We start from the raw sequence: 16,515 nt of genomic DNA, 5'->3' as shown, positions 1-16,515 counted from the left end.
CGTGCGGGCGGTTGGGGTGATGCGGTGCCGGTGCTGGAGCCTCAGGGGCGCCGCACAGCCTCGCCGCTGGAGTCCGACACCGGCAGGCCGGAGCTGGTGCTGAAGCCCGTGCCCACGCGGATGGAGCGTGGTGGCGAGAAGTCGCTTTGCAGGCCGGAGGGGTCCAGCACCTGGATGCGCACAAAGTAGGTGCCCGCCGCCAGGTCGGTTGCGGTCCATTGGGGGGCGTCCAGCGTCGTGTCCAGCGTGGGCTTGTCAAAGCCTATGTCGCGTGCCAATTGCAGGCGAAAGCGTTGCCCGGCCTGGGCCTGCCAGCGCAGGTTCACGGTGGTGTCCCCATCGCTGGCCTGCATGGACTGGGCCGAGAGGGTGGGGGGCTGCTGCGCCAGCACGAAGCTTTGGGCGGCCGCAAACGGGCCTTGGTCGGCCTTGCCCTGGGCCAGCTCACGCACGCTGGCTGCGCGCCAGAAGTAGTTGCCCACGGGCAGCGAGGCGACCGAGAGCTTGCAGTTGTCCAGGCGGGCTTCGTCCAGCGCAGGCTGGGTGAAGGCCGCGTCTGCCGCCACCTGGATGCGGTACCAGCGCACGCCGGGCACCTGGGTGCACAGCAGTTGGCCACCGGCGTTGGACACCACGCCCGCGGCGGCGGGCTGCTGGTACAGCGGCGGCACCGGCTGGGTCTTGACGGTGAGCGGCTGGGTGCTCGGCAGGCCCGCAATGCCTGCCGCATCGACCGAGCGCACGGAGAGGTAGTACGGCCCATCTTCCAGCCCCGGCCAGCGCAAACGGCCGTTGGCAAAGGTGCCTGAGCGCAGCACCTGGGTCAGGTCTGCATCGCGCGCCACAACGGCCTGGTAGGCCGTGGCTTCGGGCTGCGGGGGCACGTCCAGCGCCAGCAGGCCGGGCTCGTGCACGGCTTTGGGCAGGGTTTGCAGGTCGGGGGCGGGCAGCAGAGGGCGGGGGCTGCCCACCGTGCCGTCGGCCTGCACCGCCAGGCCTTGGCCGGGCTGCAGCAGGGCGGCAGGGCTGCCAGGCACGGGGATTTCGCCGGTGCGCGACTGCACGGCCACGGCACCTTGCAGCACTGCTGCCGTGGTTTTGCCGTCCTCGCTCAGGGCCACGCCAAAACGGGTGCCGCGCACGCTGGTCACGGCACGGGGTGTGCGCACTTCAAAGCGTCGCAGTTTGTCGCTGCTGGGGGAGACGGTGGATTCGACGCTGCCGCGCTGGACCTCCAGCACCGACTGCACGGACCCTGCGCGGCCCCGGCGGCGCAGCTGGCGCAGTTGCACGTCCGACTGGGCATTCACCCGCACGATGGAGCCATCGGCCAGGCGCACGGCGACAAAGCCATCGGGCCCGACTTCCAGCTTGGTGCCTTCGGCCAAGGTGCTGCCTGCGGCCAGGGGGGCGCTGGCCGGTGCCGCGTTGCCAGCCTTTCCGTCGGGTGCGGGCGGCAGCGCTTTGACGTTGCCGTGCACAAACTCCACGCTGGCCGATTCCACCGGTTGCAGGCCCACCGGAATCCACACCACCGAGCCCGGCTGCAGGTGCTTGGGGTCTTTGACCTTGTTGCGTGCCTGCAGGCGCGGCCACAGCTGGGGGGCGGCCAGGTAGCTTTGGGCCAGCCCTTCCAGCGTGTCGCCGGGTTGAACGGTGTGGGGAATTTCGTCGCCCCGCTCGGCCGCAAGGGCCAGGGGCGCGGCAAAGGCGCTGAGCGCCAGACCGGCCACCAGTAAGGCAGAAGGCAGGCGTTGGAAGGGGGCACTGAGGTGCAAAAGAGACTCCTTGGTATCCTTGGTAGGGGCGGGCGGCAAGGGCTTCTGGACTGCGGTGCAAATAGCGGGAGAGGCGGGCGTGCGGCGGTTGGACTGCACCCCCTGCGGCACCATGGCCCGACGCAGGTTGTGAAACCCGCTTCTTTGAACAGGTTCTCAGGCTCTGCGCTCTTTCTCCACCGCTTCAAACCGATAGCCCACACCGTACACCGCCGTCACCATGAAACCATTGGCGGGTCGCAAATCCAGTTGCGTGCGCAGGCGGGAGATGTGAGTGTCCAGTGAACGGGACATCACATCGGGCACCTGGCCCCAGATGATTTCCTTGAGGTGATCGCGTGACAGCAGCCGCCCCATGTTTTGAAACAGGAACAGGGCCAGATCGTACTCGCGGTTCTTCAGCTCAACCGGCTTGCCGCTGATTTCAATCGAGCGCGATTCGGGGAAGAAGCGGTAGGGGCCGAACTCCAGCACTTCGTCTCGGGCGTCGGGGTAGGCGCGGCGCAGCAGGGCGCCCACGCGGGCACGCAGCTCGCCAATGCGCACGGGCTTGGTCATGAAGTCGTCGGCGCCGCTGCCCAGTCCTTCCACGATGTCACGCTCTTCCTGGCGGTGGGTCACGAACAGGATGGGCATTGGGGCGTCCACATGTTCGCGCACCCAGCGCACCACCTCGGGGCCGGTGGTGTCGGGCAGGTGCCAGTCCACGATGAGCAGGTCAAACGTCTCGCGGCGCAGTTCGCGCAGCAGATCGGCTCCGGTCAGGTGGGTGTGACAGATGTGGCCCATGGCTTCCAGGGCCTGTTTGAAGAGATCGAGCTGAAGCGCGTCGTCGTCCAGCGCGGCTATGCGCATGGGTTGCCTGTCGGATAAGTCATGGCCCATTATTTCCGAGGGCCTGCCGTTTTCTCGCCCTGCCTGTGTAACAGGCGGGGTGAGTTGACGGTTGTTTACGTTTTGCGATTCTTGAATCTTGACGCCAGGTCAAGGGCGGTCAAGGGCGGCTGGCGGCGCCAGTGGCCTCGCCCCACTCCCGCAGCAGGCGCATGCCGACCAGCGTGTAGCGGGTCTCCGGGCTGTTCCAGTTGCGGTAGCTGCAGCGCGCATAAAACGCCCAGGTGTGCCACGAGCCACCCCGGCGCACCCGCACCGAGCCCGTGGCCGGGCCCTGCGGGTCGGTGGCGGGGGATTGGGCGTAGTAGCCCTCGTCATGCCAGTCGGCCACCCATTCCCACACGTTGCCCAGCATGTCGTGCAGGCCAAAGGCGTTGGGCGGGTAGCTGCCCGCCGGGGCGGTGAAGGCCTGGCCATCGCTGCCGGGCAGTGCGTGCTGCTGCCAGCGCGGCCACAGGGGGGCGGCCGTCTGGTCGAACACGTTGGCGTGCTGGGTGAGCTGGGCCGGGTCGTTGCCGTGGGGGTAGCGGGTGCGGGTGTTGGCGCGGCAGGCGTATTCCCACTCGGCCTCGGTGGGCAGGCGGTAGCGCACGCCTTCGCGCTCAGTCAGCCAGCGGGCCAGGGCCTGGGCATCGTTCCAGGTGACATTGACCACGGGGTGTTCGTCGCTTTGCGCAAAGCCGGGCTGGGCCCAGCTGTAGCGGGGGTTGCGCCCCTCAAAGGCGTCGCCACGCGCCGTGCTGGCGGGGTCGTACTGGGCGTTGTAGCCGTAGCCGCCCGTGCCGTCGGCCACGGATTCGGGCTGGTAGCCAGACAGCTCCAGAAACCGGCGGAACTGCCCCACCGTGACCTCGTGCCGCCCCAGGTAAAACGGCTGGCTGATGCGCACTGGGTGCACCGGGGCTTCATCGGCCAGGGCCGTGAAGCGTGCGGCGCCCAGCAGCGGAAACGCCAGGGCCAGCTCGCCCGGAGCCTCGTCGCTGCCCATCCAGAAGCTGCCTGCGGGCACTGGCACAAACTCCATGCCGAGCGAGTTGGTCAATCGTGTGACCGCTGGCTGGCTGGTCGCCGCAGGCGTGTGGTCCGTGATGGGTGTGGTGGTGCAGGCGGCACAGGCCCAGGCCAGCCCACCGTAAAGCCCCCATGCGATGAGGCGTTGCCAGAGGGCGTGAGGGGTGGTCATGGTGTGCCGGGGTGAGGTGGGATGGTCAGCGCGCTGGCGCCTCGTTCACGCACTGGTAGGTCATGCGGGCGCCGTCGTTGCGCAGCAGTTTGTGGTGCAGGCCTTGTCTGCGGCACTCGGCTTTGGCGGTGGCGTCTGCCCGGCCTGGTTCGTTGGCGTACACGGGCACGGTGAAGGTCCGGTCAGGCGCCAGGGGCGGGCCTGAGGAGCGGCTGGGCGCGGTGCTGCAGCCCCCCACCAGGACCAGTGCGGCGATCAGCGGTGCAACATGAAAGGGTGCTTGCATGGAGGGCCTCAAGACGTGAGGGGCAGTGTAAGGCAAGGCGTTTGCGGTGTGCCTGACCCTGGACCTTGCAGCTGCGCGACGAGTGTTGGTCGCGCTTGCAGATGTGTTGGGGCTTGATGAAAAATAGCCTCTAGCGCCTGATTGGTAAGCGCTAGAAGCTATTGATTTGATAGCGTTTTGGATGGGCGGTGCTGTCACCGCCACGCTTCAGGCGGCGTTGGCCTCTGCCAGGGCTTGCAGCGCGGCGCGCACGTCGGCCGGGTCCACACCGGCCACCGCAGGCAGCTTGGCGGCCAAGATGCTCAGCGCGTCGGGCTGGCTTTGCAGCTGTGCAATCGCCTGGCCTGCTTCCTTGGGGGCATCAAAGCCCGTGCTTTGCAGCAGCAGGCGCCCGTCGGCGGCCAGCAGCTTGAAGTAGAACTTGCCATCGGCCTCGCGGTATTGCTTGAACGAGGGCAGCGCCACTTTGGCTGCCTTGGTGGCTTTGGCGGTGCTGGCTTGCGACAGGCTGCGCAGGCCCACGGCCGAGCGCAGTTCTTTGATGAACGGCGTGGCCAGTGCGCGGGCGCGTTCGGCGCCGGCCAGCAGGGTTTGCTCAATGCGCGCGGGGTCGTTGATCAGCGCGTCGTACTGCTCGCGCATGGGGGCAATCACCTGGTCCACCCGCTCCAGCAGCAGTTGCTTGGCGTCGCCCCAGGCAATGCCGTCGGCGTAGGCGCGGCGCAGGGCCTCGGTTTCATCGGCGCTGGCAAAGGCCTGGTAGATCTGGAAGAGGGCGGAGCCTTCGGTGTCCTTGGGCTCGCCGGGCGCGCGCGAGTCGGTCAGCAGGCTGCCGATGAGCTTCTTTAGCTGCTCGCGCGACGAGAACAGCGGGATGGTGTTGTTGTAGCTCTTGCTCATCTTGCGGCCGTCCAGCCCGGGCAGGGTGGCCACGTTGTCGTCGATGACGGCTTCGGGCAGCACAAAGTGCTCGCCGTACAGGTGGTTGAAGCTGCTGGCCATGTCGCGCGCCATCTCGATGTGCTGCACCTGGTCGCGTCCCACGGGCACCTTGTGGGCCTTGAACATGAGGATGTCCGCACCCATGAGCACGGGGTACATGAACAGCCCGGCGGTCACGCCGTCGTCGGCTTCACGGCCGGCTTCGGTGTTCTTGTCTTGCGAGGCCTTGTAGGCATGCGCCCGGTTGAGCAAGCCCTTGCCCGTCACGCAGCTGAGCATCCAGTTCAACTCGGGGATTTCAGGGATGTCGGACTGGCGGTAGAAGGTGACGTGTTCGGGGTTCAGGCCCGCAGCCAGCCAGCTGGCCGCAATCTCCAGCGTAGAGCGCTGGATGCGCACGGGGTCCTCGCATTTGATGAGCGCGTGGTAGTCGGCCAGAAAGTAAAAACTCTGTACGCCCGGACGCAGGCTGGCTTGCACCGAGGGGCGGATGGAGCCCACAAAGTTGCCCAGGTGGGGCGTGCCTGTGGTGGTGATGCCGGTCAGAAAACGGGTAGTGCTCATGGAGGGAAAAACGGGGTCAAAAAGGACAATGGGGTCTGGCGGCTAGGGCCGGTGTGGTCTGCGCGCTCAGCGCAGCAATGCGTTGAGCGGGGACAGCACCAGGGCTTTGATCAGGTTCAGGCCCATGGTCATGAGGGGCGTCATCCAGAACTGCGAGACGATCTGGAAATAGACCAGGGCCATGACCACGAAAAAGCCGTAGGGCTCGACGCGGGACAGTATTTGCGATGCCTTCCAGGGCAGCAGGCCGACCAGGATGCGCCCGCCATCCAAGGGCGGCAGTGGAAACAGGTTGAAGGCCCACATCGACAGGTTGACCAGCACGCCCGCGCGGGCCATGCCGATGAAAAACTCTTCCTCAACGCCCACACCAGCCAGCACTGCCCACAGGGCCGCCCAGGCCACGGCCTGCGCAAAGTTGGACGCGGGACCCGCCAGGGCCACCCAGATCATGTCGCGCTTGGGGTTGCGCAAGGCGCCCACATTCACCGGCACAGGCCGGGCGTAGCCAAAAACAAAGGCCCCCGAGGTTGCGAAGAGCAGCAGCAGTGGCATCAGGATGGTGCCGACCGGGTCGATGTGCTTGACGGGGTTGAGGGTGATGCGTCCCAGCATGTACGCCGTGTTGTCGCCAAAGTGGCGCGCTGCGTAGCCGTGGGCCGCCTCGTGCACTGTGATGGCAAGCAGCACGGGCAGGGCGTAGATCAGGATGGTTTGGATGAGATTGGAGGTGTCCACGCGAAGATTGTCTCAGAAGGTGCCCGTGCCTCTGGCGTGTGCTGGCCTGCAGGCTTGTGTGGGCCCGGGGCTTTGCTCGCCGCGGCGGCACGCTGCAGATTGTCTCGGATGTGCGACGACGGTCGGTGCTCGCCAGCGCCAGACCGCGTTCGTGGGTACGATGCCGCAACACACTGCGGTGCCACCGCTGGCGTTTGCCAGCCGCGCGCACCGCAAAAAACCAAAGGACGGAGACAAAGACATGGGATTGGATCGACTGCGGATTGGAACGCTGCTGCTGCTGGGTTTTGGAACGGTGGCTTTGCTGGTGGCGGTGTTGGTGGGCGTGGTGTGGCTGGGCATGGGCCAGGCGGAAGACGCCTACCGCACGGCGGTAGCCTCGGTGTCGGGACTGGAGCAAGCGCAAAAGCTGCCCCTGCTGCGGGCCGCTGACCAGGCCCATGGCCTGCTGCAAAACATGCGGGTGTGGCTGGTGGTGCTGGGCCTGGCGGCATGCGTGGTGGCTGTGGTGGCGTTTGGCGTGCTGCGCAGCGCCATCGTGTCGCCGCTCAAGCAAGCCTTGCTGATTGCCGAGACCGTGGCGGCCGGGGATTTGAGCCAGGAGTTTTCGTCTGACCTGCATGGCGACTTTGGGCGTTTGCTCACGGCGCTCGGGTCCATGGAAGACACGTTGACCGAGCTGGTCACGGGCATCAAACAGTCTTCCGACTCCATCTCGGACGCCACCGGCGAAATTGATTCAGGCAACAGCGACCTGGCCCGGCGGACCCAGGACCAGGTTGCCTCCTTGGCCGACACGGCGGCCAGCATGTCGCAGTTGACGGTGACGGTGCGCGAAAACGCCGACCGCGCCCGTTCGGCCAGCACCCTGGCCGTGAACGCGTCGCACATTGCCGAGCGCGGCGGCGCCGTGGTGGGTGATGTGGTGCAGACCATGGACGCCATCAGCAGCAGCTCGCGCAAGATCGTGGACATCATTCAGGTGATCGAGGGCATCGCGTTCCAGACCAACATCCTGGCCCTGAATGCGGCGGTGGAGGCCGCGCGGGCAGGGGAGCAGGGGCGCGGCTTTGCCGTGGTGGCCAGCGAAGTGCGCAGCTTGGCCCAGCGCAGTGCTGTGGCCGCGCGCGAGATCAAGACGCTGATCAGCCAGTCGGTGGATCAGGTGGAAAACGGCTCCGGGCTGGTGGGCAAGGCGGGCGAGACCATGCAAGAGATCGTGCAGGCCGTGGGCCAGGTCACCACACTGCTGGGCGATATCTCGGGCGCGCTGCATGCGCAGACGGCGGGCATTGAGCATGTGAACCAGGCCGTGGCCCACATGGATGGCGCCACCCAGCAAAACGCGGCCTTGGTGGAGCAGGCGGCCAGCGCGGCCTCGGGCCTGGCAGGGCGGGCTCAGGAACTGCAGCGCGCGGTGGGCGCGTTCAAGCTGTAATCCGTGGGGGCGGGGCGGCAGGTGCCGCAGCCTGCCACTGTCCGCGCTCTTAAAGCCCCAGGGCTTGCAGGCTGCCCCGGCCTTCGCGCACCACTTCGGGGTCGCCGCCGGTGCCCATGGGGGTCAGGTCGATCACGGTGGTGGGCTCTAGCGGGCAGGCGCCAGCGTCCACGATGGCGTCCAGCACCTTTTCGTAGCGTTCGCGGATCTGCTCGGGGTCGTTCAGGGGCTCGCTCTCGCCCGCCGGGATGAAGGTGGTGGCCAGCAGCGGCGCGCCATGCAGCTCCAGCAGCAATTGCAGGCCCTTGCGGTCGGGCACGCGCAGGCCAATCGTTTTGCGTGAGGGGTGGCTCACCCGGCGGGGCACTTCCTTGGTGGCTTCCAGGATGAAGGTGTAAGGCCCCGGCGTGCCCAGCTTGAGCAAGCGGTACTGGCGGTTGTCCACCCGCGCATAGTTGGCCAGCTCAGACAGGTCGCGGCACAGCAGCGTCAGGTGGTGCTTGTCATCCACCTGGCGAATGCGTCGCAGGCGGTCCACGGCGTCCTTGTCGTCCAGGTGGCACACCAGGGCGTAGCTGGAGTCTGTGGGCACGGCCACAATGCCGCCTTTTTGCAGCAACGCGGCAGCCTGCTTGAGCAGGCGGGGCTGTGGGTTGTCGGGGTGAACTTCGAAGTATTGGGCCATGGCTTGGGTGTTCTGGGGCCCTCAGGCGGCGGGCCGCACGCGGTGGGCCAGCGTTTCCCAGACGGGCGTGAGGTGGCCCGGCAGCAGGGGCAGGGCGCCCAGGTCGGTGTGGGATTCGTCGGGGCTGTGGAAGTCGCTGCCGCGTGAGGCAGCCAGACCGAATTCCTGCGCCATGTCGGCATAGGTCAGGTATTCGGCGGCGCTGTGGCTGCCTGTGACCACCTCTACCCCCGTGCCGCCATGGGCCTTGAATTCGGAGAACAGCGCGTATTCCTCGGTGGCGGTGAACTTGTAGCGCGCGGGGTGCGCAATCACCGCCACGCCGCCAGCCTCGGTGATCCAGCGCACGGCATCGCCCAGGGTGGCCCAGCGGTGGGGCACGTAGCCGGGTTTGCCCTCGATCAGGTACTTGCGAAACACCTCGGCCGTGTCGCGGCAGACCTTGGTTTCGACCAGAAAGCGCGCAAAGTGGGTGCGCGAGATGAGTTCGGGGTTGCCCACAAACTGCAACGCGCCCTCGTAGGCGCCTGCAATGCCCACCTGGGCCAATTGCGCCGCCATCTCCTGGGCACGCTGGCCGCGTCCGCCGCGTGTGGCGGCCAGTCCCTGGGCCAGGGCGGTGTTGTCGGGGTCAAACCCCAGCCCCACGATGTGCACCGTGGTGTCCGCAAAGGTGACAGAGATTTCGGTGCCTGTCAGATACGCTAGCCCCTGGCTGTGCGCTGCAGCGGCCGCGCGGTGTTGGCCGCCAATTTCGTCGTGGTCGGTCAGGGCCCACAGCTCGACGCCATTGGCTTTGGCGCGGGCTGCGAGGTCTTCGGGCGTCAAAGTCCCGTCGGACACCACGGAGTGGCAGTGCAGATCAGCGTTGAGGTAGGTAGTCACGGTTTCATTCTACGGGTTTGCCCCAGACCACGAGGGTGGTATAGCTTCTATTATTTTGAATAAAATAAAACAAATGATAAATATGATGCATCATGCCTCACTCTCGTTGCCTGGTGGCTGTGTGCAGCCCCAAGCCGTCTCTTTTTCTCAGCCCACCCACGAAAAACTATGAAATTCAACGACCTGCGTGTAGCCCACAAGATGTGGAGCGTGATCCTCGGTCTCTTGCTGCTGATGTTGGCGGCCGCTGTGAGCATCCAGCTGTACAGCCGCAGCGTGACCGACAAGACCGAGGCCCTGGTGGAGCGGTACGAAAGCGCCATCACCACGGCGGTGAGCTGGCGTGGCTTGGCGGAGCTGGCGGTGACGATGTCGATGTCCGGCTTCGTCACCACCGACGCCAAGCTCAAAGAAGACTTTGACGCCCGGGTGCCAGCGCTCACCGCCCGCATCACCCCGGTGCAGGAAAAGATCAACAAATCGGCCATCTCGGACGCTGACAAGGCCGCGCTGGCCGCCGTGGCGGCTGCGCGTGCCGACGTGCGCGGCCAGGGCGACAAGATCAAAGAGCTGGTCGAGGCGGGAGACCCGGCAGCCAAGCAGAAATTCCTGGAGACCGTCTACCGCCCCAAGATTGCGCTGTACCTGGAGTCCATCGACAAGTTCGTAGCGCTGCAAGAGCGCCAGCGTGACGAGGCAGTGCAAGCAGCCAAAGCTGCCAGCACCAAGATGGTGTGGGTGGCTGGCGCCGTGGTGTTGGTTTTGATGTTGCTGGGCATGGGCTTGGCGGCCTTGCTGGTGCGCTCTGTCACGGGCCCGCTGCACCGTGCGGTGGACACGGCCAATGCCATCGCCGCAGGCGACCTCACCCGCGAGCTGCAATCCACCCGCAAAGACGAACTCGGCCAGATGCTGCGTGCCCTCTCGGACATGTCTGCGCGCCTGCGCGGCGTGGTGAGCGAAGTGCGCCAGGGCGTGGACTCCGTCTCCAGCGCCTCGGTACAGATCGCCAACGGCAACCACGACCTCTCGGCCCGCACCGAGCAAACCGCCGCCAACCTGGAAGAGACCGCATCGAGCATGGAAGAGCTCACAGCCACCGTCACCCAATCGGCCGACACCGCCCGCCAGGCCAACCAGCTCGCAGGCACCGCCGCCCAGGCGGCAGCCCGCGGCGGAGAAGTGGTGGGCCAAGTGGTCACCAGCATGCAGCAGATCACCGAAAGCAGCCGCAAGATCAGCGACATCATCGGCGTGATCGACGGCATCGCCTTCCAGACCAACATCCTGGCGCTGAACGCAGCGGTGGAAGCCGCCCGGGCCGGAGAGCAAGGCCGAGGCTTTGCCGTGGTGGCCAGCGAAGTACGCAGCCTGGCCGGGCGCAGCGCCGAAGCCGCCAAGGAAATCAAAACCCTCATCGGCAAATCGGTCGAAAACGTTGAAAGCGGCTCCGAACAAGTCACCCAGGCAGGCAAAAGCATGGACGAAATCGTCGCCAGCGTGCGCCGCGTGAGCGACCTCATTGGAGAAATCACGGCATCGTCCACCGAACAACGCGACGGCATCGGCCAAGTCAACCAAGCCGTGGCCAACCTGGACCAGATGACCCAGCAAAACGCCGCGCTGGTCGAGGAATCCACCGCAGCCGCCGCCTCCATGCGCGACCAGGCGCAGCGGCTGGCCGAAGTGGTGAGCGTCTTCAACGTGGGCGCCAGCACCCGCGCGAGCGCGAGCGCCCCGGCCCCCCGGCCTGCGCCTGCCCAGCGCTTTGCTCCGGCCCCCGCCCGGGCCGCAGTGGCGGGCAGCAAGGCGGCGCCAGCGGCCAAGCTCACCAGCAGCGCTAAGGCACCCGCCCCGGCCAAGGCCCCGGCGCCAGCGGCAGCCAAGGGCAATGACGATGAGTGGGAGAGCTTCTGAGGCAGTGCGGGGCAAGGGTTTGCTATTGAAGTAATAGCTGCTAGCGCTTATAGATAAATCGCTAGAGGGTGATTTGGCTTGAAGATTTACTTTGCTTGCCAATGAAAAAACCCTGGAATGGCGACGCTGCCCTTCCAGGGTTTTTGTTTGAGGCACCCCACAGGGGGCGCGGCCTTGCGCATCCCTTCAGAGCTGCGCTCCTTCCACCAGAAACTGCACCTTGCGCTCCCCCTTCCACTCGTTCACGTCGAGGCGGAAGGCCAGTAGCACCCGCGCAGGCAGTTGCTCGGTGTGGCCGAACCAGATGGCGTCCACCGGGTTGCCCTGGTGGATGAGCTTGAGCGAGAGGTGGTTCTTCGCTTCGCCCACCAGGCGCTGGCTTAGCACTTGCACCTCTTCGCTGAAGGTGGGGGGCAAAAAGCCCTGGCCCCAGACCTCGCGGTGCAGGGTGTCCACGATATCGGCGCGGCAGTATTCGGGGGCCAGGGGGCCGTCGGTTTCGATCTTGCGGGTGAGGGTGGCGGCGTCCAGCCATTCTTGCGCCACCTGGGCCAGGCCTTGCTCAAACACCTCGAAGTGCTCCTCGGCCACCGTGCAGCCTGCGGCCATGGCGTGGCCGCCGAATTTGAGGAGCACGCCGGGGTGGCGCTTGGCCACGAGGTCCAGCGCGTCGCGCAGGTGAAAGCCGGGGATGGAGCGGCCTGAGCCCTTGAGTTCGTGCTCTTTGCCCGGCGCGCTGCTGGCGGCAAACACAAAGGTGGGGCGGTGCAGCTTGTCCTTGATGCGGCTGGCCACGATGCCGACCACGCCTTCGTGGAAGTCGGGGTCGAACACGCTGATGGCCGGGGGCGGTTCTTCGTCTTCCTGGAACAGGCTTTCGGCCATCAGCATGGCTTGGTCGCGCATGCCGCTTTCAATATCTCGGCGCTCGCGGTTGATGCCGTCCAGCGTGGCGGCCAGCTCGGCGGCGCGGCCGGTGTCGTCGGTCAGCAGGCATTCGATGCCCAGCGTCATGTCGGCCAGGCGGCCTGCGGCGTTGATGCGTGGGCCCAGGGCAAAGCCAAAGTCGAACGTGGTGGCGGCAGGCGCTTTGCGGCCGGCGGCGGTGAACAGCGCGGCCACACCGGCAGGCATCTGGCCCATGCGAATGCGCTTCAGGCCCTGGGCGACCAGGCGGCGGTTGTTGGCGTCGAGCTTGACCACGTCGGCCACCGTGCCCAGTGCCACCAGCGTGAGCAGCGGGTCGAGCTTGGGTTGCGTGGCGGCGTCGAAGACTCCGCGTGCGCGCAGCTCCGCACGCAGGGCCAGCAGCACGTAAAACATCACGCCCACGCCGGCCATGGACTTGCTCTCGAACGTGCAGCCGGGCTGGTTGGGGTTGACGATGGCATCGGCCGCAGGCAGCGCGGGGCCAGGCAGGTGGTGGTCGGTCACCAGCACCTGCAGGCCCAGGGCCTTGGCCTCGGCCACGCCTTCCACGCTGGCGATGCCGTTGTCCACGGTAATGAGCACATCGGCCCCGCGCTCGGCCACGCGGCGAGCGATAGGGGGGGTGAGGCCGTAGCCGTCGGTCACGCGGTCGGGCACGAGGTAGTCCACGTTTTTTGCGCCCAACATGCGCAGGCCACGCACGCCCACGGCGCAGGCGGTGGCGCCGTCGCAGTCGTAGTCGGCCACGATGACCAGGCGCAGGTTCTGCGCCATGGCGTCGGCCAGCAGGCGGGCGGCGGCGTCAATGCCCTTCAGGCCTTTTTCGCCGCTGGGGGGGAGCAGGCGGGCCAGGCCGTCGTCCAGCTCGTCTTTGCTGTGCACGCCGCGCGCGGCGTACAGGCGCGCCAGCAGGGGGTGCACGCCCGCTTGCTCCAGTGCCCAGGCGGCGCGGGGAGGGATGTCTCTTGCTATTATTTTCATAGCTTTTCGCGCACGTCTTTCAAGCGCTGGGGGCTTAAAAGGCTTTGAATTTTTTGCAGCAGGCCGCGGGGCGCGGTGTGAAAGCTCTGCACGCCACGGTCGCCGCACAGGGTCAGGCGCACGGGGCGGCCTTGCTCGGCCTGCTGGCGCAGTTGGGCCAGGGGGCCTGCGTCCAGCGCTTGCCAGGCTGCGACCCAGGTGCGCCAGTCTTCGCCCAGGGCCGGGGTTTGCAGGGAGGCGTCAATGTGTGGCGCGGCCGTTGCGGCGGGGGGGCTGGGCAACTGGCCCGCGCCGTGCACCCAGAAGGAATTGACGGTGGGCAGGCCCTGGCTGCTGCGCTCGTCGTTGAAGGCGTGGGTGTAGAGCAGCATCTGCATCTCGCTGAACAGGCGCTGCAGGGTGCGGGTGGCTTGTTTGTCGGTGCCCTGGGGCATCCAGGTGCGCACGTCGCGGCACAGCACGCGCTCCAGCGATGCGGTGGCCAGGCCCTGCAGGGGCGCGCCCTGGGCCAGCCATCGGGTGGGCTGGTCGTAGGTGAGGGCGATGCCGTCTTCGGCAAACCAGGGCGCCACGATATCCAGCAGCGCGCGCGAGGCGGTTTCGTCCAGCGCCAGTTGGGCGGGGTCGCTCAGGGTGACGTGGTTGGTGCTGACCTGCCACTGGCAGGGGGTGATGAACGCCCAGGCGGTGCTGTCGGCGCCCAGGCCCTGCTGCACCCGGTGCCAGGCGGCCCAGGGGATGCGGCCGTCTTCGGTGGGCAGGCCCAGGCTGTGGGCCAGGGCCACTTCGGCGGGGCTGGAGTAGCTGTTCTCGTCGCCCCAGTGGGCGCGGGCGGTGTCGGGGGTGAGGCGGGCGAGCAGGGCGGCCAGATGGGGCAGCGCCAGGCTGTCCAGGGTTTGCTGGGCTCCGTCGGCGGTGCTGGCCGCGCAGGGGATGAGCAAATGGTGGGGGTCTGACAGGTGCATAGGTGCCGGTATTGTCCGGGATGCCACAATCCGCGTCGCCCACTTCCCCCTACATTCCCCACGTCGCCCAGTTCGGGCGCCGTGGCGGGCGAAATTTCAGGTGACTATGCAACTTCCTTACGAACTGGCCTTGGGCTGGCGCTACACGCGCGCTGGCCGCGCCACGCGGCGCAATGGCTTTATCTCGTTCATCTCGGGCGTGTCCATGCTGGGCATTGCGCTGGGGGTGGCGGCGCTCATCATCGTGCTGAGCGTGATGAACGGCTTCCAAAAAGAGGTGCGCGACCGCATGCTGAGCGTGGTCTCGCACATCGAGATTTTTGCGCCCCACGGCGCAGCGCTGCCCGACCCAGCCCGCACGCTGGCCGAGGCGCAGCAAAACCCTGCCGTCATCGGCGCAGCCCCCTTTGTGGCGGCACAGGCGCTGCTGGCGCGTGGTGAGGACATGAAGGGCACGTTGGTGCGCGGCATTGACCCGGACAAGGAAGGCGCCGTGACTGACCTGGCTGCCACGAATGCCGACGTGCTCAAGCAACTGGTGCCGGGCGCGTTCCATGTGGTGCTGGGGCGTGAGCTGGCCCGTTCGCTGGGCGCGCGTGTGGGCGATGCCGTCACGCTGATCGCACCGGCCGGGCAGGTCACGCCTGCGGGCGTGGTGCCCCGCCTCAAGCAGATGACGGTGGTGGGCACGTTCGATTCGGGCCACTACGAGTACGACTCGGCCCTGGTCATGCTGCACCACGAAGACGCTCAGCGCATCTTTCGCCTCGAAGGTCCCACAGGCGTGCGCCTGAAGCTCAAGGACCTGCACCAAGCCCGCGAGGTGGCGCAGCAGCTGGTGGGCAGCCTGAGTGGCGACCTGCTGATCCGCGACTGGACGCAGCAAAACCGCACTTGGTTTGCCGCCGTGCAGCTCGAAAAACGCATGATGTTCATCATCCTCACGCTGATCGTGGCGGTGGCCGCGTTCAACCTGGTGAGCACGCTGGTGATGACGGTGACGGACAAGCGCGCGGACATCGCCATCCTGCGCACGCTGGGCGCCAGCCCGAAAAGCATCATGGGCATCTTTGTGGTGCAGGGCGCCATGGTGGGCGTGATCGGCACCTGCGTGGGCCTGCTGCTGGGCCTGGGTATTGCCGCCAACATCGATGTGATCGTCCCGGCCATTGAGCGGGCGCTGAACGCCAGCTTCCTGCCCAAGGACATTTACCTCATCAGCAAGATGCCCAGCGAGCCGCAGGCCAGCGACATCGTGCCCATCGGCGTCATTTCTTTGGTGCTGGCCTTTGTGGCCACGCTGTACCCCAGCTGGCGCGCCAGCCGCGTCAATCCCGCAGAGGCACTCCGCTATGAATAATGTAGCTGCTCGCGCTTATTCAGAGGGCGCTACAGGCCAAAATGGCCAAAATTCTCTGAGTGGTGAGGTGGTGCTCGAAGCCAAGGGCCTGACCAAGCGCTTCACCGAAGGCCGCCTGGATGTCACGGTGCTGCACGGTGTGGACCTGCAGATCCGTGCGGGCGAGGCGTTGGCCATCGTCGGCGCTTCGGGCTCGGGCAAGAGCACGCTGCTGCACTTGCTGGGCGGGCTGGATGCGCCCACGGCAGGCTCGGTGCGGCTCAAGGGCTCAGAGTTGTCCACCCTCTCGCCCGAGCGGCAGGGCCAGTTGCGTAACCAGCACCTGGGCTTTATCTACCAGTTCCACCACCTGCTGCCGGAGTTCAGTGCGCTCGACAACGTGGCCATGCCGCTGCGCATTCGCCGCCTGCCGCTGGTGCAGTGCCATGCCGAGGCGGCGCGCGTGCTCACCGCCGTGGGCTTGAAGGATCGCCTGCAACACCGCCCGGCCGAGCTGTCCGGCGGCGAGCGCCAGCGCGTGGCCATCGCCCGCGCCCTGGTCACCCGCCCCGGCTGCGTGCTGGCCGATGAGCCCACCGGCAACCTGGACCGCAACACCGCCGATGGCGTGTTTGACCTGATGCTGCAACTCGCCCGCGACCAAGGCACGGCGTTTGTGATGGTGACGCACGACGAATCGCTGGCGGCGCGCTGCCACCGGGTGGTGCGCCTGGTGCAAGGGCGGCTGTCCGAGCCCTCTGCGTAAAAGCGGTTGACGGTCCCCTGCGAGATCGTCAACAGGCTCCTGGCTATAGGCATCCGTGTATAGGCGCCCGTGGCTTTGTGCCCACGGGCGTCTCTCATTTTGGGCTCGCACCAGACAACCCGGCCGTATTTGGGTTGTTTTGTTACAGAACGTGTGCAGAATGGGGCATCCTCCGTGCGCTGCCATCAGCGCAGTGCAGTCGCCGACCAGGGCAGGGCAGTCAG

The 16,515-nt window shown here is 66.7% G+C and carries 14 protein-coding genes; 4 read left to right on the top strand and 10 right to left on the bottom strand.

Features of this window, described 5'->3' with window-relative positions:
* Positions 1–41: 41 nt before the first annotated feature.
* The 6 genes from EAG14_RS15285 to EAG14_RS15260 all read right to left on the bottom strand — a co-directional run bounded on the left by EAG14_RS15285 (position 42) and on the right by EAG14_RS15260 (position 6,385).
* Positions 42–1,778 carry a FecR domain-containing protein gene (locus tag EAG14_RS15285; RefSeq protein WP_240456803.1) on the bottom strand — a complete coding sequence of 579 codons (1,737 nt, stop codon included), beginning with the start codon at positions 1,776–1,778 and terminating at the stop codon, positions 42–44.
* 156 nt (positions 1,779–1,934) lie between these two features.
* The gene (locus EAG14_RS15280) at positions 1,935–2,633 is read right to left on the bottom strand and encodes a response regulator transcription factor (RefSeq protein ID WP_099740436.1); all 699 of its coding nucleotides are present in this window, start codon (positions 2,631–2,633) and stop codon (positions 1,935–1,937) included.
* 139 nt (positions 2,634–2,772) lie between these two features.
* Positions 2,773–3,696, bottom strand: a complete 924-nt coding sequence (locus tag EAG14_RS15275) for a formylglycine-generating enzyme family protein (protein ID WP_240457063.1) — start codon at positions 3,694–3,696, stop codon at positions 2,773–2,775.
* A gap of 184 nt (positions 3,697–3,880) precedes the next feature.
* Positions 3,881–4,141, bottom strand: coding sequence for a hypothetical protein (locus tag EAG14_RS15270; RefSeq protein WP_121729397.1), 261 nt, complete (start codon positions 4,139–4,141; stop codon positions 3,881–3,883).
* A 207-nt stretch (positions 4,142–4,348) separates the two neighbouring features.
* Positions 4,349–5,647: a tryptophan--tRNA ligase gene (locus EAG14_RS15265; protein ID WP_121729396.1), complete on the bottom strand. Its 1,299-nt coding sequence runs from the start codon at positions 5,645–5,647 to the stop codon at positions 4,349–4,351.
* Between the two features lie 66 nt (positions 5,648–5,713).
* Positions 5,714–6,385: a site-2 protease family protein gene (locus EAG14_RS15260; RefSeq protein ID WP_099740440.1), complete on the bottom strand. Its 672-nt coding sequence runs from the start codon at positions 6,383–6,385 to the stop codon at positions 5,714–5,716.
* 241 nt (positions 6,386–6,626) lie between these two features.
* Between EAG14_RS15260 and EAG14_RS15255 the strand changes: the two genes are divergently transcribed.
* Positions 6,627–7,823, top strand: a complete 1,197-nt coding sequence (locus EAG14_RS15255) for a methyl-accepting chemotaxis protein (protein WP_121730504.1) — start codon at positions 6,627–6,629, stop codon at positions 7,821–7,823.
* 49 nt (positions 7,824–7,872) lie between these two features.
* Here EAG14_RS15255 and EAG14_RS15250 read toward each other — a convergent pair whose 3' ends face one another.
* The gene (locus tag EAG14_RS15250) at positions 7,873–8,508 is read right to left on the bottom strand and encodes an L-threonylcarbamoyladenylate synthase (RefSeq protein WP_099740441.1); all 636 of its coding nucleotides are present in this window, start codon (positions 8,506–8,508) and stop codon (positions 7,873–7,875) included.
* A 21-nt stretch (positions 8,509–8,529) separates the two neighbouring features.
* Complete coding sequence (locus EAG14_RS15245; protein ID WP_099740442.1) at positions 8,530–9,393, bottom strand: 3',5'-nucleoside bisphosphate phosphatase; 864 nt, start codon at positions 9,391–9,393, stop codon at positions 8,530–8,532.
* Positions 9,394–9,561: 168 nt separating this feature from the next.
* Here EAG14_RS15245 and EAG14_RS15240 point away from each other — a divergent pair, with 168 nt between their 5' ends.
* On the top strand, positions 9,562–11,310 hold the full coding sequence (locus EAG14_RS15240) for a methyl-accepting chemotaxis protein (RefSeq protein WP_121729395.1): 1,749 nt from the start codon (positions 9,562–9,564) through the stop codon (positions 11,308–11,310).
* 186 nt (positions 11,311–11,496) lie between these two features.
* Here the strand turns inward: EAG14_RS15240 and recJ are convergent, their stop codons facing one another.
* On the bottom strand, positions 11,497–13,221 hold the full coding sequence (recJ, locus tag EAG14_RS15235; protein WP_121729394.1) for a single-stranded-DNA-specific exonuclease RecJ: 1,725 nt from the start codon (positions 13,219–13,221) through the stop codon (positions 11,497–11,499).
* The gene (locus tag EAG14_RS15230) at positions 13,218–14,180 is read right to left on the bottom strand and encodes a phosphoglycerate mutase (protein WP_121730503.1); all 963 of its coding nucleotides are present in this window, start codon (positions 14,178–14,180) and stop codon (positions 13,218–13,220) included. The genes recJ and EAG14_RS15230 overlap by 4 nt, the downstream gene beginning before the upstream one ends.
* A 112-nt stretch (positions 14,181–14,292) precedes the next feature.
* On the opposite strand from EAG14_RS15230, the gene EAG14_RS15225 reads away from it, so the two are divergent.
* A complete protein-coding gene (locus tag EAG14_RS15225; RefSeq protein WP_099658410.1) occupies positions 14,293–15,546 on the top strand; it encodes a lipoprotein-releasing ABC transporter permease subunit in 1,254 nt (417 codons plus the stop codon).
* Positions 15,539–16,291, top strand: a complete 753-nt coding sequence (lolD, locus tag EAG14_RS15220; RefSeq protein ID WP_205603408.1) for a lipoprotein-releasing ABC transporter ATP-binding protein LolD — start codon at positions 15,539–15,541, stop codon at positions 16,289–16,291. Before EAG14_RS15225 ends, lolD begins: the two co-directional genes overlap by 8 nt.
* Positions 16,292–16,515 lie beyond the last annotated feature (224 nt).

Origin of the sequence: Acidovorax sp. 1608163, from assembly GCF_003669015.1 — a bacterium.
Lineage (GTDB): Bacteria > Pseudomonadota > Gammaproteobacteria > Burkholderiales > Burkholderiaceae_C > Acidovorax.
Note: the sequence above shows the minus strand (reverse complement) of the source record. Positions and strands in the feature narration are given on the sequence as shown.